The sequence below is a fragment of the Streptomyces netropsis genome (assembly GCF_014203545.1).
GTDB lineage: Bacteria > Actinomycetota > Actinomycetes > Streptomycetales > Streptomycetaceae > Streptomyces > Streptomyces netropsis.
This window is the reverse complement of the sequence record NZ_JACHJG010000007.1, coordinates 63,484-83,928: the sequence shown is the minus strand read 5'-3', so window position 1 is coordinate 83,928 and position 20,445 is coordinate 63,484. Positions and strand designations below refer to the sequence as shown.

Sequence of the window (20,445 nt, the reverse complement as noted above, 5' to 3'; positions counted from 1 at the left end):
AAAGACTCAGCCGTCGGACGCGTCCGGCCCCACGGAATCCGGCCCCCAGGACGCGCCCCCGGATGGGTCCGCGCGTATGCCGTCCGTCACGCCGTCCGTCACACGGTCCGGCACCTCCGCCATCCCGGCCCAGCCGACCGGCGCCCCGCCCGTCGACCTGTCGGTGATCGTCCCGGCGTACAACGAGGAAGCCAGACTCGCCCCCAGCCTGGAGGCGATCCGCACCCACCTCGACAGCCTGACCACCGGGCCCGGCCGCCGCACCCGCTGGGAACTGATCGTCGTCGACGACGGCTCGACGGACGCCACCGCGGAGGTCATCGAGAAGGCCGCGGCCACCGAGGCGCGCATCCGCCTCCTGCGCACCCCCGCCAACCGCGGCAAGGGCCACGCCGTACGCACCGGCGTGCTCGCCTCGCGCGGGCGCCGCGTCCTGGTCACCGACGCCGATCTGGCCACCCCCATCGAGGACCTGAGCCTTCTCCAGCACCGCCTCGACGAGGGCGCCACCGCCGCCGTGGGCTCCCGCGCGCTGCCCGGGTCCAAGATCGCCGTGCGCCAGCATGCGCTGCGCGAACTCCTCGGCGGGGCGGGCGCCCGGCTGATACGGGCCACCGCGGTGCCCGGCATACGGGACACCCAGTGCGGCTTCAAGCTCTTCGACGGCGACAAGGTCCGGGCCGCCTTCACCCGCTCCCGCCTGGACGGCTGGAGCTACGACGTCGAGATCCTGCGCCACTTCCACGAGCGGGGCTGGCCGGTCGCCGAGGTCCCCGTCCGCTGGGCGCACCAGCCCGGCTCCAAGGTCCGGCCGCTCGCCTACCCGACCGTCCTCGCCGACCTCGTACGGCTGCGCTGGCGCTCGGTCCGCCCGGTGCAGATCATCGTCCCCGCGCTCTACCTCTTCTTCGCCTTCGTGCTCTACGGCGGGCTGTGGGGCAACCTCGGCAGCGGCTATCTGGCGGACTCCGGCTCGGACCAGACGCAGTGGGAGTGGTTCTTCGCCGTCACCGCCGACAACGTGGCGAACCTCCACAACCCCTTCTTCACCGACCTGCAGAACTTCCCCCTCGGTGTGAACCTCATGGCGAACACCACCATGCTGGGCCTCTCCGCCCCCCTCGCGCCCGTCACCCTGGCCTTCGGCGCGCACGTGACCTGGGCGATCGTGCTGACCGGCGGGCTCGCCGCGACCGCCATCGCCTGGTACTGGCTGATCGCCAAGCGCTTCGTGCGCTCCCGCTGGGCGGCCGCGCTCGGCGGGGCCTTCTGCGCCTTCGCGCCGCCGATGATCTCGCACGGCAACGCGCACCCCAACTTCATCGTCTTCTTCATGTTCCCGCTGATCATCGACCGGCTGCTGCGGCTGTGCGAGGGCACACGCATCACGCGGGACGCGGTGATCCTCGGACTGTTCCTCACCTACCAGGTCTTCCTCGGCGAGGAGGCGCTGCTGCTGGCCGTGTGCGGCCTCGTGCTCTTCGCCGTTGCCTACGCCATCGCCTCCCCGGACGTGGCGAAGGCCGTCGCCAGGCCCCTGCTGCGCGGCCTCGGGATCGCCGCCCTCGTCTGTGTGCCCCTGCTGATCTACCCGCTGAGCTGGCAGTTCTTCGGTACGCAGAGCTACCACAGCGTGCTGCACGGACAGGTCGGCAACCATCCGATGGCGCTGCTGGAATTCGCCACGCGCTCGATGGCCGGCGACGAGAAGGTGGCCGCGTCGCTGTCGCTGAACCGGACCGAGGAGAACGCGTTCTTCGGCTGGCCCCTCGTCGCCCTCACCGTCGCCCTCGTCGTCCACCTGCGCAACCAGCCGCGGGTGCTCGCCCTGGGCTGGACCGCGCTGGGCGCCGCCGTCCTCTCGCTCGGCCAGAACATCCCGCTGCTCGGCACCGACCGGACGCTGCCCGGCCCCTGGCGGGTCCTGGCCCAGCTGCCGCTCTTCGAGTCGGTCATCGAGTCCCGGGTGGCGATGGTCGCCGTGCCCGCCGTCGGCATCCTGCTCGCCCTCGGCTGCGACCGGCTGGCCGTCACCCGGCGGCGCAGCGAGCGCGAGACCTCGCACCGGCTGCTCGGCTGGGCGGCCCTCGCGGTGGCGCTGCTGCCGCTGCTGCCCACCCCGTACCGGACGGTCGAGCGCGCCCCGACCCCCGCGTTCCTCGCCGACGGCACCTGGCGCGAGTACGTACGCCCCGGCCACTCGCTGGTGCCCGTCCCCGTGCCGAGCCCCGCCGACACCACCGCCCTGCACTGGCAGGTGGAAGCCGACCTCGGCTTCGCCTTCCCCGGCGGCTACTTCAACGGCCCCTGGGGCCCGGACCGCATCGGCATCTACGGACCCGAGCCGCGCGCCTCCGGCGAACTGCTCCGCAAGATCCGCGAGACCGGCAAGGTCCCGGCGCTCGGCGACCGGGAGCGCCGCGACTTCCGGAACGACCTGGCCTTCTGGCGCGCGGACGCCCTGGTCCTCGCCCCGCAGGACAACGTGCTGCCGTTGCGCACGGCCGTGACGCGGCTGACCGGAAAGGAGCCGAAGCGGATCGGCGACACCTGGGTGTGGGACGTGCACGACGGCGGGTGAGCCGCGGGGTCATGGACCCGTGACGCGTGGCGGACGGCCGGACGAAGTCCGGGAGACGGCGGATCGTTGTCTCCCGGACTGTGTGACAGACGGCTGAGCGGCACTACTCTGGCCCGACCATCGCATCAACGCGAACGAGAGTGAGTTCACGTGGCCTGTGACCTCTGGCTTGTCCCCCTCGTCGATGTGCTGTGCCACAGCCCCGACAACCCCTTCGCCGAGGAGATCGCCGCGTACGACAAGGCGCTCGGCGAGGCCGGGCTGCCGCCGGTGCCCGTCTTCGGCTACATGCCGGGCCTGTCCGGGGACGTGGCCCCGGTCGCGGGCTTCGACTACGACGCGCTGCACTTCCTGCGCCGCGCCCATCTGCTGAACCTGTGCGGCCTCGCCGTCACCCCCGTCGACGAACTCGGCGGCGACTACGAGCAGTTGCTGGAGATGTTCGAGACCACGGCCCAGCAGTCGCACCTGGTCTGGCACTACGACCACGCGGGGGCGTACGTGCCCGTGGACTTCGCCCACCCGCTGTCCAACGACGAACTCCTCGAAGGCGGCGGGCCCTTGGGCTCCAGCCACGGACTGCTGCGCGAACTCCACTCCGTGGCACCGGTCCTGGGCATAGACCCCGCCAACCCGCCCGCCGCGCCCGCCGCGCCGGACCGTCCCACGGGGCTGGAGGAGCCCGCCGCACCGGGCCCGCACGACGACAGCCCCTTCGCACGCGAGCGGCACGTCTGGCTCGGGCTGCACGCCGCGGCGACGCGGAGCCTGGGCCAGGGATCGATGATCGTCTTCAGCTGAACCGGCCGCGCGGGACGGCCCGTTCAGCCGGCGGACCGCGCGTTTCCGGCCGGATTCCCACGACGGCCGGACACGCGCGGTCGATTGCCGGGCGCGGTGCCGGACCGCTACCGGGGTGACTCCGGCGGGCGCTGGCGGGGCATGTTCGGGCGGCTGCCCGGAGGCATCGGGAAGCGGGTGACCGTGGCGCCGCCCTCCGACCGCGGGCCCCAGGACACCAGCGACTGCGTCAGCAGCGGTGCCGGCCCGGCACGGAACTCCACCATCCAGTCCGCGGTCTCCGCCCGCACCAGCTCCGAGACGTCCTCGGAGAAGCGTCGCAGCACGCTCAGACACCGCTCGGCGGCCTCACTGGCCGTGCCCTCGGTCGGGCCGAGCACCTCGCGCACGCACTCCGACGCCCAGTCGAACTGCAACGCCTCCAGCCTGCGCTGCACCGCCTGAGCCGTGGCCACCGCCCGCATCCAGCCCGTCGTCAGCCCGAAATAGCGGTCGCAGGCGACACAGGCCGCGGCGCCGAGCAGCGCCAGGAAGCCCCAGGCGGAACCGGTCCGCACCACCTTCGTCAGCTCCAGCAGCGGCAGGGCGGCACCCACCACCGCGCACAAGGCGGCACCGACCCGAAGCCCCCGGGCCCAACGGCGCTTCCAGGCACGGTCGGCCAGATACCAGTCGGCCAGATACAGCGCGCCGTCCTCCACCCACCGGTACAGCTCATCGAGCCGCTCCGCGGGTTCCCCCCAGTTGCCGAGCGGGAAGGTCCGGCCTCTGAGATCGCCCCGGTCCCTCCCGCCGTGCTCTCGAGGGGGTCCCTCGGGCTGCATCTCCGGCTGGCTCACCCGTGCACTCCCTCTCGCCGCTGCGTGGTCGCAACCCCCTTCCTACCGCCGAACGGTTGGCCTTGGGGGCAAGATCCAGGCTTTTCCGGCCGAAGGTGCAGCGGAATCCGGTATAGGGCACTCGCGGCACTCACCCGAAAGAGTGCATGCCGTGCGCTGTCGTGACAGCGACCTAGCGCCAAGTCGACTTACGTCGGGTTACGCCGGGTCGGCCGTGCCGGGTTGCACCTCCGCTGCGCGGCGGTGTCCTCAATCGCCGGACGGGCTGCTGTGCTGTGTCCTCAATCGCCGGACGGGCTGCATTTGCAGCCCGTCCGGCGATTGAGGACGCGCCCGCAGGGCGCCCGCCGCCGCAGGCGGTAAGACGGGCCTGTAGTCGAGGATCCGCCGGCCAGGCGAGAGGCGCCCGCCGCCGCAGGCGGTGAAGACGGCTCGCAGCCGAAGAAGTGCCGGACGCGCCGTCCAAGCGGACCGCGCCGCCAGTGATCGTCCGGCTAGGCAATAGGGTGACCGGTGTGAAGGTCCTCGTCATCGGCGGCGGCGCCCGCGAACACGCCCTGTGCCGCTCACTCTCCCTCGATCCCGACGTCACCGCGCTGCACTGCGCCCCCGGCAACGCCGGGATCGCCGAGGTCGCCGAGTTGCACGCGGTGGACGCCCTCGACGGCGCGGCCGTCGCGGAGCTCGCCGCCTCGCTGCGCGCGGACCTCGTCGTCGTCGGCCCGGAGGCCCCGCTCGTCGCGGGCGTCGCCGACGCCGTCCGCGAGCGCGGCATCCCCGCCTTCGGCCCGTCCGCGCAGGCCGCGCAGTTGGAGGGGTCCAAGGCGTTCGCCAAGGACGTCATGGCCGCCGCGGGGGTCCCCACGGCCCGCGCCTACGTCTGCACCACGCCCGCCGAGATCGACGAGGCCCTCGACGCGTTCGGTGCCCCGTACGTCGTCAAGGACGACGGCCTCGCCGCCGGCAAGGGCGTCGTCGTCACCAGCGATCTCGCCGTGGCCCGCGAGCACGCCCTGGCGTGCGAAAGGGTGGTCATCGAGGAGTTCCTCGACGGCCCCGAGGTCTCCCTCTTCGCCATCACCGACGGCGAGACGGTCCTGCCGCTGTCGCCCGCCCAGGACTTCAAGCGGGCGCTCGACGGCGACGAAGGCCCGAACACCGGCGGCATGGGCGCCTACTCCCCGCTCCCGTGGGCCGACCCGAAGCTGGTCGACGAGGTCATGGAGACCGTGCTGCGGCCCACCGTCGACGAGCTGCGCCGCCGGGGCACGCCCTTCTCCGGGCTGCTCTACGCCGGGCTCGCGATCACCTCGCGCGGCGTAAGGGTCATCGAGTTCAACGCGCGCTTCGGCGACCCCGAGACGCAGGTCGTCCTCGCCCGCCTCAAGACGCCGCTGGCGAGCGTCCTGCTCAACGCCTCCACCGGCAACCTGGCCGCCGAGCCGCCGCTGCGCTGGAGCGACGGCGCCGCCGTCACCGTCGTCATCGCCTCCCACAACTACCCGGGCACCCCGCGCACGGGCGACGTCATCGAGGGCCTGCCCGAGGCGGCGGACCCCGAGAAGGGGGCGGAGAAGGCGTACGTGCTCCACGCGGGCACCGCGCTCGACGCCGACGGCCACGTGGTCAGCGCCGGCGGCCGGGTGCTGTCCGTGACCGCGACCGGTGCCGACCTGGCCACCGCCCGCGAGCGCGCGTACGAGGCGGTCTCGCGGATCCGGCTGGACGGTTCGCACCACCGCACCGACATCGCGGCGAAGGCCGCTTCCGCCTGATCCCGGACTGGCCGATTCAGCCGGACTGACCGATTCGTCATGACATCGGGGGTCCCCCGCCTCGGCGGGGGACCCCCGATGTCGTTACCCGTCCGTACGGATGTGCGCTTCGGGGGCGGCTTTACCCAAAGCCATTCCATCGAGTGACCACTTGCCCAACCGGCTGACGTGCGCGGCGCCCCCAACTAGGGTGCGGCGCAAGCAAGCTGCCGCACGTCCGGCAACTGGCCCACCGGCATTGCGATGTCAGCACCCGGTGCCACAGTGGGGGTAGGCAACGCGGAAGGGCGTTGGGCCCGCTGTCGCACTCCTCGGCAGCACACACCAAGGGAAGCAAGGGGGTGAACGGTCTCGTGGCAGGTCCCGAAGCAGGCGCGCAAGCCGCGCGCGCCCGAGCCCTCGCGGTGCTGCGCATCCGCAGCACCGCGCTGGCCGTCGCCCTGCTGCCCGCGGCGGCCGCCGTCGTGCTGCTGTCGGGCACCGCCATGGGCCGCATCCCGGACGGGGGCGGCTGGGACACGGCCCGCTGGTCGGTGACCGGCGCCGCGGCCCTGGTGCTGCTGCTGGCCGCGCTCGTCACCGCCGTGGTCGTCCGGGCCCGCCCCGCCCTCAGCCCCACCGTCCCCATCCCGGAGGAGACGGCCCCCGACCTCTACCGCCTGGTCCGTGACCTCGCCGAGCGGCTCGACGTCCCCGCCCCCTCCGCGATAGCCCTGACCCCGGACTGCGACAGCTGGCTCGAGGACCGCACCCACCCCGCCCACGAACCGCCGCGCGAGCGGCCGGTCACCCGGCGGCGCTCCGGCGCCACGCCCGTCCTGGTGATCGGCTCGCCGTTCCTGTGGTGGATGCGCGTCGCCGAGCTGCGCGCCCTGCTCGCGCCCGTCGTCGCGGGCACGGGCCCCTCCGCCAACCCCGACATAGCCGCGGCCCGCCGCTTCGTGCGGGGGCTGGACGCCGCCGTGGCGGTCGCCGCGGCCCGCCCGGCCCTCGCTTTCGTCGGCTGGGCCGCCCGGTCGCTGCTGCGCTCCTGCCGGGACCACGCCGCCGAGATGGAGCGCGGCGTGGCCGCCGCCGCCTCCGAGCGCTCCCAGACCGTCGACTACGGTCTGCGCATCGTCGCCCAGGAGCAGGTCGGCCTCGCCTACGCCGGCTGGGACCGGCTGCTCAACCGCGTGGCCCTGCCCGCCTGGCGGATGGGCCGCTGGCCCTCCCGGCTCGACGCGGGCGTGGTCTCCGCGCTCACCGAGCTCTCCCGCCGCGACCGCCTCGCGGAGGGCTTCACCTCCCGGCTGGGCGAGCGGCCCGCCTGCGATCTGCTGGAGGAGCCCGGCGTCATCGACGAGGCCGCCTCCCTGCTGGCCGCCCGCCTCTTCCACGGCGGCCCGCCCGAGACCGGCCCCGACTGGTCGCCGGTCGCCTGGAGCCAGTACCCGGAGGAGGTCGTGGACCGCACCTGGCGGCTGGAGGCCGCCCGGCTGCACCGCGTCCTCGACGACATCCCCGGCGCCGTGCCGGGCGTCCGGCCCGGCCCCGCCGCCGCCCCCACGGTGGCCCGCGTCCTCGACCGGCTGGCCGGCCCCGCCCGCGCCGGGACCGGCGAGCAGCTGGAGGCCCGCCTCAGCGCCGAAGTGGCCCGCGAGGCGGCCCGGGAGGAGGGCGCCGGCGACAGGGGCGCGTTCACCGCCACGGGCGACCCCTGGGTCGACGGCCTCGCGCCGTTGTTCCCGCTGCAACCACCACGCAGCGGCAGAGAGCTGCTCACCGACCACGTGACGGCCATGGTGTGCTGCGCCGCCGTGGACACCGCGGGTGCCCTCCCCGGCCTGGACTGGCTGGACGGCCCCGCCCTGCTCGTCGGCGGGGTGCGCCGCGCCGACCTGGCCCATTCCGTCCTGAGCCTGATCGAGGACGGCGACGGCGAGCCCCTGCGCGCCTGGCTCGGAGAGGTCGGGGTCCGCCCCGAGAAGCCCGTCCGCCTGGTGTGACGCGGGCTCCCTCGGAGCCACCCACCGTGACCCTGCGTGAGTGTTCGGCCCGGCGCTTTCCGGGGAATTTCACGACGACCAGTGACGAGCCGGGCGCGTTATGTGATGTGCTGGGTTCGCTGCCCGGGGCAACCGTCCGCGTGGAGCTGACCGGCCGTACGGAGATCCCGACCGGCCGGGCCCGAGTACGTGCCGGGCGGCGACGAACCGGACAGCGACGACCTGGTACGCGTCGGGGGCGTAGGGGAGGGAGCGCACATGGGGATGGACCAGATCCACCGCTGGGAGTCCGGGGCACTCGCGCACGGCGTCTCGGACCCCTTCGGCCAGGGCCCGCTGCCCTGGCTGCGCGGCGGCGAGTTCTACTTCGACGGCACCGGCCGGATCGTCCCGTGGTACGTGGACCCGGTGTCGGCCCCGGCCGGCGGCCGGGTTCCCACGCCCCGGCACGCGGGCCCGCGCAGCGCCGACGACGTCCGGCGCCAGATCAAGGGCTTCACCTCCACCAGCGCGGTCGCCCCGGGCGAGGCGCTGGACTTCCGCATCACCGTCGATCCGCCGCAGCAGTTCGGCGTGGACGTCTACCGGATCGGCCACTACGCGGGCGACGGCGCCTCGAAGATCACCACCAGCCCCCGGCTGTCGGGCATCGTCCAGCCGCCCCCGCTGACCGTCGACCGCACGGTCTCCTGCCACCACTGGTGGCTGTCCTGGCGGCTCCAGATCCCCACGTACTGGAGCCTCGGCGCGTACGTGGCGGTGCTGACCACCGCCGACGGCTACCGCAGCCACATCCCCTTCACCGTGCGCGACAACCACCCCGCCGACCTGCTGCTCGTCCTCCCGGACATCACCTGGCAGGCCTACAACCTCTATCCCGAGGACGGGCGCACCGGCGCGAGCCTCTACCACGCCTGGGACGAGGAGGGCCGGCTGCTGGGCGAGAACGACGCGGCGACCACCGTCTCCTTCGACCGCCCCTTCGCCGGCGCGGGCCTGCCGCTCCACGTGGGCCACGCCTACGACTTCATCCGCTGGGCCGAGCGCTACGGCTACGACCTCGCCTACGCCGACACCCGCGATCTGCACGCGGGCCGGGTCGACCCCTCCCGCTACCGCGGCCTCGTCTTCCCCGGCCACGACGAGTACTGGACGCCGGCCATGCGCGGCGCCGCCGAGCTGGCCCGCGACACCGGCACCTCACTGGTGTTCCTCTCCGCCAACACCATGTACTGGCAGTCCGAGCTGGCCCCCTCGCCGGCGGGCCCGGACCGGCTGCTGACCTGCCGAAAACGCCGCGGCCCCGGCCGGGCCGCGCGGTGGCGCGACGTCGGCCCGCCCGAGCAGCAGCTGCTGGGCATCCAGTACGCGGGCCGGGTGCCCGAGCCCGCCCCGATGGTCGTCCGCAACGCCGACCACTGGCTGTGGGACGCCACGGGCGCGGGCGAGGGCGACGAACTGCCCGGCCTCGTCGCGGGCGAGGCCGACCGCTACTACCCCCGGACGGCCCTGCCCGAGCACACGCGCCGCATCCTGCTCTCGCACTCCCCGTACGCGGACGCCGAGGGCACGAAGCGGCATCAGGAGACTTCCCTCTACCGCGCCCCCAGCGGCGCCCTGGTCTTCGCGGCCGGCACCTTCGCCTGGTCCCCGGCCCTGGACCGGCCGGGCCATGTGGACGGCCGGATCCAGCGGGCCACGGCCAATCTCCTGGACCGCATCTGCAAGCGCGACTGACCCCCACCGGCCGCCGGCCGCGACGTACGGCAGAATCGTGGTGCTTGGACAAACCACCAGGAGGACGCGTGTCCGGATTCGTAGAGAAGCCCGAACCGGTCGAGGTACCGGGTCTCGTGCACGTGCACACGGGCAAGGTCCGCGACCTCTACCGCGATGAGAACGGCGATCTGGTCATGGTCGCCACCGACCGGATGTCCGCCTACGACTGGGTGCTGCCCTCCGAGATCCCGGACAAGGGCCGGATCCTCACGCAGCTGTCCCTGTGGTGGTTCGACCGGCTCGCCGACCTCGTCCCGCACCACGTCCTGTCCGCCGAGCCGCCCGCCGGCGCCCCCGCCGACTGGGCCGGGCGCACCCTGGTCTGCCGCTCCCTGGAGATGGTCCCGGTCGAGTGCGTGGCCCGCGGCTATCTGACCGGCTCGGGCCTCGCGGAGTACGAGCAGACCCGTACGGTCTGCGGCCTGGCGCTCCCCGAGGGCCTGGTCGACGCCTCCGAGCTGCCGTCCCCGATCTTCACCCCGGCCACGAAGGCCGCCGTCGGCGAGCACGACGAGAACGTCAGCTACGAGGAAGTGGCCCGGCAGGTGGGCGCGGAGACCGCCGCCCAGCTCCGCCAGACCACCCTCGCCGTCTACGGCCGGGCCCGCGACATCGCCCGCGACCGGGGCATCGTCCTGGCCGACACGAAGTTCGAGTTCGGCTTCGCGGACGGCGAGCTGGTCCTCGCCGACGAGGTGCTGACCCCGGACTCGTCCCGCTTCTGGCCCGCCGACGAGTGGCAGCCGGGCCGCCCGCAGGCGTCCTTCGACAAGCAGTTCGTCCGCAACTGGCTGTCGTCCCCCGCCTCCGGCTGGGACCGCAAGGGCGAACTGCCTCCGCCGGAGCTGCCGCAGGACATCGTGGAGCGGACGCGGGCGAAATACGTGGAGGCCTACGAACGCCTGACGGGAATGAGCTGGGGATAACTGTCCCTGCCGGCCGGACGGGCAGTTTTCGAGCCCGTCCGGCCATTTGAGGACACCTGGCCCCGGCAGGGGCAGCGCTCAGACCTGGTACCGATCCGCGGCGAACAGCCGCAGGTTCTCCCGGACCCAGTCCGACGTGCGGGCCAGCCCCTCCTCCAGGGAGACCTCCGGCCGCCACCCGGCCCACTCCCGCGCCCGGGAGTTGTCCGACAGCAACCGCTCCACCTCGCTGCCGGCGGGCCGGAGCCGGTCGGGGTCCACGACGACCTTCGCGTCCCGCCCCGACGCCCGGATCAGCGACTCCGCGAGGTCCCCGACGGAGATCTCGCGGCCCGTGCCGAGGTTGACCGCGTGCCCCACCGCCCGGTCGCACTCCGCGAGCGCCAGGAACCCCTCGGCGGTGTCGGTCACATACGTGAAGTCACGGGTCGGCGTCGTCGACCCGAGCCGGATCTCCGCCGCGCCGGAGTGCAGCTGGGCGAGGATCGTGGGGATCACGGCACGCGCGGACTGCCGGGGCCCGTAGGTGTTGAAGGGCCGCACGACCGTCACCGGCAGGTCGAAGGAGTGCGCGTAGGACAGCGCCAGCATGTCCGCGCCGATCTTCGACGCGGAGTACGGCGACTGCGGCTGCAGCGGATGGTCCTCGCTGATCGGAGCCGTCAGGGCCGTCCCGTACACCTCGCTGGTCGAGGTGTGCACCATGCGCCGCACACCGTGGCGGCGGCAGGCGGCGGCCACGTTCTCCGTACCCGCCACATTGGTCTGCACGTACGCCTCGGGCGACGCATAGCTGTACGGAATGCCGATCAGGGCCGCCAGATGGAAGACGGTGTCGCACCCGGCGACCGCGTCCATGACCCGGCCCGCGTCGCGCACGTCACCGGCCAGCGTCTCCACGGGGGAGTCCGGGCCGAGGTAGCGGGCGAGGTGGCCGCGCTCGGCGTACGGCTTGTAGTGCACGAGCACGCGCACCCGGGCGCCGCGCTCGACCAGCAGATCGACCAGGGTCGACCCGATGAAGCCTTCGGCACCGGTGACCAGGACGGTACGGCCGTGCCAGTTGTTCGTGCGCATGGGAGGTTCCTCTCGAAAAGGGGAGGGCGTGAAAGCCGTGAAAAGGGGGGCGACGTCGAACGGCCGTCAGCGGCCCGCGAGTCGCAGCACCCAGGCCGCCATCAGGTCGGCGGCGATCGCGTGCGTGCCCGGGTCGGCCGCCGCGCTCATCGCGGCCAGCCGGGCCGGGTCGGCCAGCAGCGGTTCGATCAGCTCCGCCAGCCGGCCGCCGGTCGTCTCGCCGTCGGGCAGCAGCAGGCCCGCGCCCGGGTCGGACAGGACCCGCGCGTTGTGCGTCTGGTGGTCGTGCGGCGCATGCGGATACGGCACCAGCACCGCCGGCATCCGGAGGCTCGCCAGCTCCGCCACGGTCGCCGAACCCGCCCGGCACACCACCAGGTCGGCGGCCGCGTACGCGAGGTCCATCCGGTCCAGATAGCCGACCGCCGTCGCCACCCGCCCGCAGCCCTCGGCCGCCAGCCGGTCCTGGACCTCCGCCAGCGGCTTCGGACCGGTCTTGATCAGCAGATGGACGTCCGGCCGTGCGCGCCACCGCCGGGCCAGGCCCAGCGCCGCCTCCGTCAGCCGGGCCGCGCCCAGGCTGCCGCCGTTGAACAGCACCAGCCGGGCATCCTCCGGCACCCCGTACGACCGCCGCGCGGCCGCCCGCAGTGCCGATCGCTCCAGCCCGGCCACCGCACCCACCAGCGGCATCCCCACCGTCTCGGCACGCGCCCCGGACCGGGCCGACAGATGCTCGCGGCTGCGGTCGAAGGCGAGCGCCACGTGCGGGGTGAGCGTGCTCGCGAACCGGTTCGCCCGGCCCGGTACGGCGTTGGACTCGTGGACGAGCGCGGGCCGCCGGGCCAGCCGGGCGCCGAGCACGGCGGGCGCGCTCGGATAGCCGCCCATGCCGATGACGACCTGCGCGCCCTGCTCCTCGATCACCCGCCGCGCCTGTGCGCCGGAGCGCAGCAGATCGGCGGGGAGCAGGAAGCGGCGCGAGCCGAGGGAACGGTCGAAGGGGATCATGTCGACGGTGTGCAGCCGGTAGCCCGCCTCGGGTATCAGCCGGGTCTCCAGGCCGCGCTCGGTCCCGATGAAGCTGACGACCGCGTCCGGCACGGCTCTGCGCACCGCGTCCGCGACCGCCAGCCCGGGATAGATGTGGCCGCCGGTACCGCCCGCTCCGACGACCACCGAAAGGGTGTCGTGTGCTGTAGCCATGTCGGCAGCGTGGCGAGGCGCTCTAAGAGCGCTTTAAGACTCGCTCTGCCAAGGTGTGCGAAGAAAACCGGACACCGATCGTCCCACCCTGATCATCCGCGCGAGAGGCCCTTCGAATGCCCGATGCCGCCCCGGCCGTACTCGTCGTGGACGACGACCCCGACGTACGGGCTGCCGTCGTCGACGGCCTCAGCGTCGAGGGATACACCGTGCGCTCCGCCGCCGACGGCCTCGAAGCCCTCTCCGCCGTCGCCGCCGCCCCGCCCGCCGCGATCGTCCTCGACCTCGCCATGCCCGTCCTCGACGGCCTCGCCGTCTGCCGCCGGCTGCGCGACCTCGGCGACCGGACGCCCGTCCTCGTCCTCACCGCCCGCGACGCGGTCTCCGACCGGGTCGCGGGCCTCGACGCAGGCGCCGACGACTACCTCGTCAAACCCTTCGCCCTCGACGAACTCCTCGCCCGGCTGCGGGCCCTGCTGCGCCGCGCCGCCCCCGTGGAGGCCGCCGCCGACCACCCCGAGCTGACCTTCGCCGACCTCCGCGTCGACCCGGCCACCCGCACCGGCGTCCGCGGCGACGTCCCCCTGGAGTTCACCCGCACCGAATTCGCCCTGCTGGAGGTGTTCCTGCTGCACCCCGGGCAGGTGCTGCCCCGCGAGGTGATCCAGGAGCGGGTCTGGGGCACCGACTTCGGGCCCGACTCCAACTCCCTGGCCGTCTACATCGGCTATCTGCGCCGCAAACTGGAGGCGGAGGGCGCGCCCCGTCTCGTCCACACCGTGCACGGCATCGGCTACCGGCTGGCGGAGCGATGAGGTCCCTGCGCCGACGGCTGTTCGGCCGCCGCCCGCTGCGCGCCCGGCTGGCCCTCGTCACCTCCGCCGCCGTCGCCCTCGTCGCGCTCGGCGTGCTGGCCGCCGCCTACGTCGTCATCCGCTACGAACTCGGCCGCCAGCTCGACCTCCAGCTCAAACAGCAGGCCGCCCTCATCGTCCAGCAGGGCCGCGCCCACGACACCGGCACCCTTCTCGGGGAGTGCACCTGGCTCGTCGCCCCCGCCTGCGCCCAGCTCGTCGGCGCCGACCCGGCGGCTCCGGTCCCGCGCGGCGACCGGGCCCTGGTGCTGCCCGTCACCGGCGCCACCCGCCGCGTCGCCGCGGGCACCCTCGGCGCGTACTACAGCGACATCACCCACGACGGGCGCCCGATGCGGATGCTCACCACCCCGGCCAGGAACAACCGCGCCCTCCAGGTGGCGATCCGCTCCGACACCGTCGACCAGGGCGTCGAACAGGCGGGGCTGCTGCTCGGCGCGGTCGGCGGCGTGGGCGTCCTCCTCGCGGCCGGGCTCGGCTACTTCGCCTCCCGTACGTCCCTGCGCCCCGTGACCCGCCTCACCGCCACCGCCGAGCACATCGCCGCCACCCGCGACCCCGCGCACCGCATCGAGCTGCCCCCGTACGAGGCACGCCGCCAGGACGAGATCACCCGCCTCGCGACCAGCTTCAACACCATGCTCGGCGAGCTGGAGGAAGCCGTCGCCGCCCAGCGCCGCCTGGTCGCCGACGCCTCCCACGAACTGCGCACCCCGCTCACCGCGCTGCGCACCAACGCCGAGCTGCTCGCCCGCGCCGACCGGCTCTCCGACGCCCAGCGCGACCGGGCCGCGACCGCGCTGGGCCGTCAGCTGCGCGAGGTGACGGGCATGGTCAACGACCTCATCGAGCTGGCCCGCGACGAGGAGCCGCAGCAGCTGGTGGAACAGGTCCGGCTGGACGCGCTGGCCGAGCGCTGCGTGGCCGACGCGCGGGGCCACTGGCCGAACACGTTCTTCACGGCCGACCTGGGCCCGGCGACCGTTCCGGGCGTGCCCGCCCGCCTGGCCCGGCTGATGTCCAACCTGCTCGACAACGCCGCCAAGTTCAGCCCGCCCGGCGCCACGGTCGAGGTGCGCCTCGCGGTGACGGACCGGGCCCTCGACCTGACCGTCCGCGACCACGGCCGCGGCATCTCCGCCGAGGACCTGCCCTACGTCTTCGACCGTTTCTACCGTTCCCGCCAGGCCCGCGCCCTGCCCGGCTCCGGCCTGGGCCTCGCCATGGCCCGCCAGATCGCCCGCGCCCACGGCGCCGAGCTGACCGCCGAACAGGCCGAGGGCGGCGGCGCCCGCTTCCGCCTGAGCTTCCCGGTGGCCGGACGGGCTCATGCATGAGCCCGTCCGGCGATTGAGGACGCGCCCGCAGGGCGCTCACCGCCGCAGGCGGCACAGACGGCCCGCAGCCGGAGACAGACCCCAGCCGGAGGCAGACCCCAGCAAAAACGCCGAAGGCCCCGGTCAAAGATGACCGGGGCCTTCGTATCGGAGCGGACGACGAGACTCGAACTCGCGACATCCACCTTGGCAAGGTGGTGCTCTACCAACTGAGCTACGTCCGCATGCCCCGCGCTTTCGTGCGGTGCGGAGACCACTATAGCCAACCTTGAGCGCGTGCGATGCGCGCCGCCGCGTGACGGTTCTCCGCACCCAGCTTCGCGGCGGCGGCCGAGAGGTAGTTGCGGACCGTTCCCGGCGTCAGCGCCGCCCGCTCCGCGATCTCCGCGATGGGCGCGCCGTCCTCCGCGAGCTCCAGCAGTTCCGCCTCCCGCGCGGTCAGCGGCGAGTCCCCCGCGCTGATCGCGTCGGCCGCCAACTCCGGGTCCACGTAGCGGCTTCCGCCGTGCACGGTACGGATGATCTCGGCGAGCCGCTGTGCCGAGACGGTCTTCGGCACGAACCCCCGCACCCCCGCTTCGAGTGCCCGCTTCAGATGCCCGGGACGACCGTGCCCGGTCACGATCATGCTCCGGCACAGGGGCAGTTCGGTCCGCAGGGATGTGGCGACCGTCACGCCGTCGACCCCTGGCATTTGAAGATCGAGCACCGCGACGTCCGGCCGGTGCGCCCGCGCCATGGCGAGCGCCTCCGTCCCCGAGGCGGCCTCCGCGACCACCTGGAGATCGTCCTCCAGCCCGAGCAGCGCGACGAGCGCACCACGGATGAGGTGCTCGTCGTCGGCGAGCATGACGCGTATCGGCTGCCCGCCGGGTGTCTGTCCCCTCATGCCACGTCCTCGCTGGTCACGGTGCTCCCACTGGCGTCGGCGGGCTCAACGGGGCAGCCGACGTCCGTCGGGACGTGGCCGACGGGAGACGGCCCCTCGCAGCCGACGCCGCTGACGGCTCCGGCCGACGCGGTCCGGGGGCCGGGCGGTGCCGACTCCGCGGCGGCGCCGCCGGTCGCCTCGCGCCCGGCAGGAGCCGGCTCGCCGTCGGCATCCGCCGACACCGTCCCGGCGGTCGCCCCGCGCAGCGGCGTCGACAGGGATTCCGCAGGCGGCAAGCCCCCCGCACGCGCCAGCGGAACCCGTGCCGTCAGACGGAACGCGGCGGGCGGGCGGCGTTCCGCCGCGATCGTTCCGCCGAGGTCGGCGAGGCGCTCGCGCAGGCCCGCGAGGCCCGAGCCGCCGTCGGGGCCGTCCGGCCCGGACGGCACACCGTCGTTCTCCATCACGAGCACCGCCACTCCCTCCACCACCCGCATCCGTACGGCACAGCGCCCGGCGTCCGCGTGGCGCAGCACATTGGTCGTGGCCTCGCGGACCACCCAGGCCAGCGCCGACTGCGCGGCGGGCGGCAGTTCCTCGCCGGCCTTGTCGTCGATACGGCAGTCGATGCCCGCGGCGGCCAGCACGCTCCGGGCGCCCGCCAGTTCGGTGTGCAGATCGGCCCCGCGGTAGCCGCGGACCACGTCCCGCACCTCCCGCTGGGACTCCTGCGCGATCCGCTGGACCTCGGTCATCTCGTCGAGGGCGGCCGGCGAACCACGCCCGGCGAGCCGCACCGCCAGCTCGCTCTTCAGCGCGATCACCGCGAGATTGCGGCCGAGCACGTCGTGCATGTCCCGCCCGAACCGCAGCCGTTCCTCCGCGACCGCCAGCCGCGCCTGCGCGCCCCGCGCCGCGTCCAGCTCCCACATCACGACGAGCACCCAGGCCGAGGTGCGTACGACGGAGACGCTCCACAGGCCGAGGAAGACCGCCGTCACCAGGGCCGTCGGCAGGAACTCCCACCGGCCCGAGGCCAGGGTCGTGGCCACCCCCAGCGCCGCCCCGGCGCCCAGACAGACCGCCGTGTACGGGCCGAGCCGGGTCAGCAGGCTGTACGAGCCGAGGACGGACAGTGCGCTGCCCATCAGGATCCACAGGGCCATCGGTATCCGGCCGGATCCGTGCATCGTGACCTGGGCCACGACCACCCCCACCGTGGCCAGGAACAGCGCACCGGCGCAGGCCAGCCGCCGCCAGGGCGCGGGCCCCCGGCCCAGGCGGTGGTCGATGGCCCGCCCGGCCAGACCGGGGTTCAGGACGCACTGCGCGGTCCCGAGGGTGATCAGCGTCCAGTCGAGAGCCGTCTTCCCGCCGCTCCCGAGCACCACGGGGACGTCCAGGCCGAGCAGCAACCAGGGCGTCAGGTACACCGTCCAGCGCGTGTAGCTGTCGACCCGGGCGACCCCGCTCCGGCTCCGCCAGCCCCACACCCGCGTCCGCATTCCCACGCGTCCGCCCCCCGTCGCGTCCATCGGCCCCGCCGTTACCGCCGCGGTTCCCAGCGGAACCACCGTCGTACAGCAAACACGGCCAGCGCCGTCCAGGCCAAGGCGGTGGCCAGCGACCGCAGGGCCTCGCCCGCGTCCATCCCGCCGAGCCAGCCGCCGCGCATCAGCTCGACCACCGGCGTCAGCGGCAGCAGCCGGCACACCTCGGCGACGGTGTCGGGGAAGATCTCCACCGGTACGACCAGCCCCGAGCCCATCAGCGAGACCACCATGAGGGGAGTGGTCACCAACTGCGCGCTCTCCACCGTCTTCGCGATCACCGTGGTGACGGCGGCCAGAGCGATGGACATGGCCAGCCCCAGCACCAGCCCGGCCAGCAGCAGATCGGGCCGGGTGACCGCCCGCAGGTCCAGCCAGGCGATGCCCGCCACCAGCAGCACGACGCACTGGGCCAGCGCCACGGCCACCGAGGGCAGCGCGGTCCCGGCGAGGATCTCCACGTCACTGGCCTCGCCGGTGCGCAAGCGCTTGAGGACCAGTTCCTCGCGGCGGGCCACCAGCGAGCTCACCAGGTTCTGGTAGACGACGAAGAGGAGGATGTAGCCGAAGGCCCCGGTCAGCGCGATCTCGTTGACCGACATCCCCGCGTCCTCGGGGTCGATCTTGCTGATGCCGTTGCGCATCGCCCACGCCATGAAGGCGGGCAGCAGCAGCGCGACGTACAGCGCCATCTTGTTCCGGCTGAGCAGGAGCAGTTCCGCCCGCCCCATCGCCAGCATCCGTGTCGTCGTCATCGCTCGCCCCGCCCCGTGTTCGTACCGACGGCCCCGGAAGTCTCGGAGGCCCCGGTCGGCGCACCCGCGCCCGCTATCGCCAGGAACGCCTCCTCCAGCGAGGCGGTCCGCGCGTCCAGCCCGTCCAGTTCCAGGCCCTTGTCCCGCGCCCACACCAGCAGTCCGGTCAGGGTCCGCTGCAACTCGTGGGTCTGGAGCTCGATCCGCCCGTCGGTCTCCTCGTGCCGGAGCACCCCGAGCTCGCCCAGCGGCGGCAGATCCCCGACGAACCAGCCCGGCGGCATCGCGAAGCGGATCCGCGCCGGGTACGCGCCGATGACCTCGCCCGGCGAGCCCGTGACCACGACCTGCCCCTCGCGCATGATCGCGAGGCGGTCGGCCAAGGCTTCGGCCTCCTCCAGATAGTGCGTGGTCAGCAGCACCGTCGTGCCGTCGGCGCGCAGCCGGCGCACCAGCTCCCAGGTGTCGTGCCGGGCCTCGGGGTCGAGTCCGGTCGTCGGCTCGTCGAGGAAGAGCACCTCGGGCCGGCCGATCAACGCGAGCGCGAGGTCCAGGCGGCGCCGTTCACCACCGGAGAGCTGTTTGACGCGCACGTCCCGCCGCTTCGCGAGCTTGACCAGGCCGAGCGCCTCGTCGACGGGCCGCGCCCCCGTGGTGCAGCCGGCCCACATCCGTACCGTCTCGGCCGCCGTCAGATCGGAGGGGAAGCCGCCCTCCTGGAGCATCATCCCGACCCGGGGCCGCACCACGCGGCGCTCCGCGTACGGATCGTGGCCCAGCACCCGCACCCGGCCGCCGGTCGGCCGCGCGAGCCCCTCCAGCAACTCGACCGTGGAGGTCTTGCCCGCGCCGTTCGTCCCCAGCAGCGCGAACAACTCGCCCCGCCCCACGGTGAAGGAGACGTCCCGCACCGCCTCGAACCCCTTGCCCCCGGCAGGCCCGTACCGGCGCCGCAGCCCGGTGACGTCGATCACACTGTCCCCGATGTCCATGCTCCAAGGCTCCCGGCGGATCCGGCCCGGAAGCAGTGCGGGCTGTCATGACTTCGGATGACGAATGTCATCGGGCGCCGGCACCACCGCCGGGGGAACACGAAGAAGGCCCCGGTCGATGACCGGGGCCTTCTTACAACTGAGCGGACGACGAGACTCGAACTCGCGACATCCACCTTGGCAAGGTGGTGCTCTACCAACTGAGCTACGTCCGCATGCCTCCGCTCGGCTTTCACCGGCGGCGCGAACATCACTCTACCTGATCCACTTGCGTGGTCGGTAAGCGATGAGAGCGGGTGACAGGAATCGCACACTGCGCCTTCTCCCTGGAAGGGAGACGCTCTACTACTGAGCTACACCCGCATGCCTCCGAACACCGGCCCACGAGGGGCCGCCGATCGGCGGAGCATCACCCTACCCGACCACTTGCGTGGCCGGAAGGCGATGAGAGCGGGTGACAGGAATCGCACACTGCGCCTCCCCCCTGGAAGGGGGGCGCTCTACTACTGAGCTACACCCGCATGACTCCGAAGTTCGGGCCCGTTTCCCGGCCTTGCCCCTCGGCGTGATCCAGACTCTAGCTGATCATCCGGGGTGTTTGGCAAGTCGGCTCAGTCGACGGCGTTGAAGGCCTCGTAGACCTTCTTGGGGATCCGGCCGCGCGGCGGCACCTCCATGCCGTTGGAGCGGGCCCAGGCGCGCACGGCCGCCGGGTCGGGCGCGACGGCGGTGCGCCGGTAGACCTTGCCGGAGCGGGACTGCTTGCGGCCCGCCTCCATGTAGGGGGCCAGCGCGACGCGCAGTTTCTTTGCATTGGCGGTGTTGAGGTCGATCTCGTACGACCTGCCGTCCAGACCGAAGGAGACGGTTTCCGCCGCGTCCCCGCCGTCGATGTCGTCGGAGAGTGTGACCACTACGCGCTGCGCCACGAAAATCGGTCCTTTCGGTCGGCACCGTCCGCATTGACCTGCGGTGATGCCTGGGTTCCGGTGGTTTGGAATCAATGCTTATTCATTTGTACAACAAAAGGCATTGAGTGGTGAAGCCCAGTTAATTCTGTCCGCGCGCCCCGCCGCAATGCAGGCCATGCGTT

General features: G+C 73.2%; 16 protein-coding genes and 4 tRNA genes. 8 read left to right on the top strand and 12 right to left on the bottom strand.

The features are described 5' to 3' along the window. Positions 1-76: 76 nt before the first annotated feature. Both FHS38_RS17855 and FHS38_RS17850 read left to right on the top strand, forming a co-directional pair. Complete coding sequence (locus FHS38_RS17855; protein WP_184734566.1) at positions 77-2,581, top strand: dolichyl-phosphate beta-glucosyltransferase; 2,505 nt, start codon at positions 77-79, stop codon at positions 2,579-2,581. Between the two features lie 150 nt (positions 2,582-2,731). After that, positions 2,732-3,382 carry a putative DNA-mimic protein gene (locus FHS38_RS17850; RefSeq protein ID WP_184734565.1) on the top strand — a complete coding sequence of 217 codons (651 nt, stop codon included), beginning with the start codon at positions 2,732-2,734 and terminating at the stop codon, positions 3,380-3,382. A 107-nt stretch (positions 3,383-3,489) separates the two neighbouring features. Here the strand turns inward: FHS38_RS17850 and FHS38_RS17845 are convergent, their stop codons facing one another. Then, positions 3,490-4,221 carry an SLATT domain-containing protein gene (locus FHS38_RS17845; protein ID WP_229822681.1) on the bottom strand — a complete coding sequence of 244 codons (732 nt, stop codon included), beginning with the start codon at positions 4,219-4,221 and terminating at the stop codon, positions 3,490-3,492. Positions 4,222-4,736: 515 nt separating this feature from the next. On the opposite strand from FHS38_RS17845, the gene purD reads away from it, so the two are divergent. The 4 genes from purD (at position 4,737) to FHS38_RS17825 (ending at position 10,689) form a co-directional block, all read left to right on the top strand. Then, entirely contained in the window at positions 4,737-5,996 is a 1,260-nt protein-coding gene (purD, locus tag FHS38_RS17840; protein WP_184734564.1) for a phosphoribosylamine--glycine ligase, read from the top strand. Between the two features lie 341 nt (positions 5,997-6,337). Further along, the gene (locus FHS38_RS17835) at positions 6,338-7,984 is read left to right on the top strand and encodes a hypothetical protein (protein WP_184734563.1); all 1,647 of its coding nucleotides are present in this window, start codon (positions 6,338-6,340) and stop codon (positions 7,982-7,984) included. A gap of 258 nt (positions 7,985-8,242) precedes the next feature. Further along, entirely contained in the window at positions 8,243-9,721 is a 1,479-nt protein-coding gene (locus FHS38_RS17830; protein WP_184734562.1) for a N,N-dimethylformamidase beta subunit family domain-containing protein, read from the top strand. A 68-nt stretch (positions 9,722-9,789) separates the two neighbouring features. Further along, positions 9,790-10,689, top strand: coding sequence for a phosphoribosylaminoimidazolesuccinocarboxamide synthase (locus FHS38_RS17825; RefSeq protein WP_184734561.1), 900 nt, complete (start codon positions 9,790-9,792; stop codon positions 10,687-10,689). A 78-nt stretch (positions 10,690-10,767) separates the two neighbouring features. Here FHS38_RS17825 and FHS38_RS17820 read toward each other — a convergent pair whose 3' ends face one another. Then, on the bottom strand, positions 10,768-11,766 hold the full coding sequence (locus FHS38_RS17820; protein WP_184734560.1) for an SDR family NAD(P)-dependent oxidoreductase: 999 nt from the start codon (positions 11,764-11,766) through the stop codon (positions 10,768-10,770). A gap of 66 nt (positions 11,767-11,832) precedes the next feature. After that, entirely contained in the window at positions 11,833-12,972 is a 1,140-nt protein-coding gene (locus tag FHS38_RS17815; RefSeq protein ID WP_184734559.1) for a UDP-N-acetylglucosamine--N-acetylmuramyl-(pentapeptide) pyrophosphoryl-undecaprenol N-acetylglucosamine transferase, read from the bottom strand. Positions 12,973-13,088: 116 nt separating this feature from the next. Here FHS38_RS17815 and FHS38_RS17810 point away from each other — a divergent pair, with 116 nt between their 5' ends. Continuing rightward, complete coding sequence (locus tag FHS38_RS17810) at positions 13,089-13,787, top strand: response regulator transcription factor (RefSeq protein ID WP_184734558.1); 699 nt, start codon at positions 13,089-13,091, stop codon at positions 13,785-13,787. Beyond that, entirely contained in the window at positions 13,784-15,184 is a 1,401-nt protein-coding gene (locus tag FHS38_RS17805) for a sensor histidine kinase (RefSeq protein WP_184734557.1), read from the top strand. Before FHS38_RS17810 ends, FHS38_RS17805 begins: the two co-directional genes overlap by 4 nt. 151 nt (positions 15,185-15,335) lie before the next feature. Here FHS38_RS17805 and FHS38_RS17800 read toward each other — a convergent pair. The 9 genes from FHS38_RS17800 to FHS38_RS17760 all read right to left on the bottom strand — a co-directional run bounded on the left by FHS38_RS17800 (position 15,336) and on the right by FHS38_RS17760 (position 20,281). Next, positions 15,336-15,408 (bottom strand) — tRNA-Gly (locus FHS38_RS17800). Positions 15,409-15,440: 32 nt separating this feature from the next. Further along, on the bottom strand, positions 15,441-16,073 hold the full coding sequence (locus tag FHS38_RS17795) for a response regulator transcription factor (protein WP_184734556.1): 633 nt from the start codon (positions 16,071-16,073) through the stop codon (positions 15,441-15,443). Beyond that, positions 16,070-17,560: a sensor histidine kinase gene (locus tag FHS38_RS17790; protein WP_229822703.1), complete on the bottom strand. Its 1,491-nt coding sequence runs from the start codon at positions 17,558-17,560 to the stop codon at positions 16,070-16,072. The genes FHS38_RS17795 and FHS38_RS17790 overlap by 4 nt, the downstream gene beginning before the upstream one ends. Positions 17,561-17,601: 41 nt before the next feature. Then, positions 17,602-18,360 carry an ABC transporter permease gene (locus tag FHS38_RS17785; protein WP_184734554.1) on the bottom strand — a complete coding sequence of 253 codons (759 nt, stop codon included), beginning with the start codon at positions 18,358-18,360 and terminating at the stop codon, positions 17,602-17,604. Next, the gene (locus tag FHS38_RS17780; RefSeq protein WP_184734553.1) at positions 18,357-19,352 is read right to left on the bottom strand and encodes an ABC transporter ATP-binding protein; all 996 of its coding nucleotides are present in this window, start codon (positions 19,350-19,352) and stop codon (positions 18,357-18,359) included. The genes FHS38_RS17785 and FHS38_RS17780 overlap by 4 nt, the downstream gene beginning before the upstream one ends. Before the next feature lie 142 nt (positions 19,353-19,494). Further along, a tRNA-Gly gene (locus tag FHS38_RS17775) sits at positions 19,495-19,567 on the bottom strand. A 76-nt stretch (positions 19,568-19,643) separates the two neighbouring features. After that, positions 19,644-19,715: transfer RNA gene (locus tag FHS38_RS17770), tRNA-Gly, on the bottom strand. Between the two features lie 86 nt (positions 19,716-19,801). Next, a tRNA-Gly gene (locus tag FHS38_RS17765) sits at positions 19,802-19,873 on the bottom strand. A gap of 90 nt (positions 19,874-19,963) precedes the next feature. Continuing rightward, positions 19,964-20,281, bottom strand: coding sequence for a histone-like nucleoid-structuring protein Lsr2 (locus tag FHS38_RS17760; protein WP_184734552.1), 318 nt, complete (start codon positions 20,279-20,281; stop codon positions 19,964-19,966). Positions 20,282-20,445: the final 164 nt, after the last annotated feature.

Excerpts from the sequence above, each read along its gene's own strand:
- FHS38_RS17855 (WP_184734566.1), top strand. The coding sequence starts at position 77 with ATGCCGTCCGTCACGCCGTCCGTCACACGGTCCGGCACCTCCGCCATC.
- FHS38_RS17830 (WP_184734562.1), top strand. The coding sequence starts at position 8,243 with ATGGGGATGGACCAGATCCACCGCTGGGAGTCCGGGGCACTCGCGCAC.
- FHS38_RS17820 (WP_184734560.1), bottom strand. The coding sequence starts at position 11,766 with ATGCGCACGAACAACTGGCACGGCCGTACCGTCCTGGTCACCGGTGCC.
- FHS38_RS17815 (WP_184734559.1), bottom strand. The coding sequence starts at position 12,972 with ATGGCTACAGCACACGACACCCTTTCGGTGGTCGTCGGAGCGGGCGGT.
- FHS38_RS17810 (WP_184734558.1), top strand. The coding sequence starts at position 13,089 with ATGCCCGATGCCGCCCCGGCCGTACTCGTCGTGGACGACGACCCCGAC.
- FHS38_RS17805 (WP_184734557.1), top strand. The coding sequence starts at position 13,784 with ATGAGGTCCCTGCGCCGACGGCTGTTCGGCCGCCGCCCGCTGCGCGCC.
- FHS38_RS17795 (WP_184734556.1), bottom strand. The coding sequence starts at position 16,073 with ATGAGGGGACAGACACCCGGCGGGCAGCCGATACGCGTCATGCTCGCC.
- FHS38_RS17790 (WP_229822703.1), bottom strand. The coding sequence starts at position 17,560 with ATGCGGACGCGGGTGTGGGGCTGGCGGAGCCGGAGCGGGGTCGCCCGG.
- FHS38_RS17785 (WP_184734554.1), bottom strand. The coding sequence starts at position 18,360 with ATGACGACGACACGGATGCTGGCGATGGGGCGGGCGGAACTGCTCCTG.
- FHS38_RS17780 (WP_184734553.1), bottom strand. The coding sequence starts at position 19,352 with ATGGACATCGGGGACAGTGTGATCGACGTCACCGGGCTGCGGCGCCGG.